Below are 1,215 nucleotides of genomic sequence, written 5' to 3' on the forward strand. Positions count from 1 at the left end.
GCCGGGAAGGTCGCCGCGTTCGGCCGCCGCATCCGCGACCTCATCGCCGAACGCGACGACACAGAAGAAGCCCCCGACGAGGACACCAAGCGCGGCTACGACAAGTCCTGGCTAACGACCACGCGTTCCTTGGACGGCGGCCGGTACGTCAAGGGCTGGCTGAACCCCGAAGACGCCGCCATCTGGGACGGCACCCTGGCTCCGCTGGCCAAGCCGGCCGGGCCCGACGACCGTCGTGACCTCGCCGAGCGGACGGCGGCGGCGCTGTCGAGCGTGCTGTCGGGTGGCCACAAGGCGTCCAAGGTCACCGTGATCTGCGACCTGGAGACGCTGACCGGCGGCAACGCCCCGGCCCGCCTCACCGACGGCACCCCCATCCCCGCCGCACAAGCCCGCCGCATCGCACTGGCCGCCGGAGTGTCACCGCTGCTCCTGGGGCGCGGGAACACCCCGCTGTACCTCGGCTACCGGGAACGGTTCGCCTCCGCAGCACAACGCCAAGTCCTGGAGACGCTCTACCCCTCGTGCGCGGTGCGGGGCTGCGAAGTGCCCGGGACACTGTGCGAGGTCGACCACGTCCACGGATGGGCGCTCGGACGATCGCCCACCGACATCGACCAACTCGCACTCACCTGCGGATGGCATAACCGCTTCAAGCACAGTCGCCCCGACCAGGTCCAGATCACCAAGGATCGGGACGGGCGGTACGTGTACCGGCTGCTGCCACCGGCCGACGCCAGAGGGTCCGCGACCGGGGCTGGACCACCAGGCAGCATCGACCCACCCGACTCGGCCCTCGACTGGGCCGCATAACCACCCACCACCGCAACACTGCACACGGCCATGCCCTGTGCCGGTCCGCCCGCATCCACCCGATGACGGGCGGCCCCGGCATGCCCACACGTCACGCGACCGCCTCACACCGGCTGCGTATGCCCCACCACCAGACAACCCTTCGGAGACCGCCCCAACCGCCCACTACACCGCTCAACAGACCGACCCGCCCACACCGCCCCCGGACTGGACCGCGTCACCACCCACCCTCGGCAACACCACACCCAGCAACACCACATCCGGCCACCCCTTGCACCGCTCCTCCCGCATCCACCCCATGACCGGCGGCCCTGGCGTGCCCACACCACAGGCGACCTTTCCGCACCGGCTGCGCCTGTCCTCTCCAGACGGCGCTTAGCGGAGGCCCCGGCCCACCCGTTC

1 protein-coding gene is annotated in these 1,215 nt (G+C 70.9%); it reads left to right on the forward strand.

Annotation, left to right across the window (positions count from 1 at the left end):
- The coding region (locus tag amrb99_RS49425) for an HNH endonuclease signature motif containing protein (protein ID WP_190869028.1) at nt 1-813 on the forward strand (813 nt) is incomplete at its 5' end.
- Nucleotides 814-1,215 lie beyond the last annotated feature (402 nt).

It is taken from the genome of Actinomadura sp. RB99, from assembly GCF_014706005.1.
Lineage (GTDB): Bacteria > Actinomycetota > Actinomycetes > Streptosporangiales > Streptosporangiaceae > Spirillospora.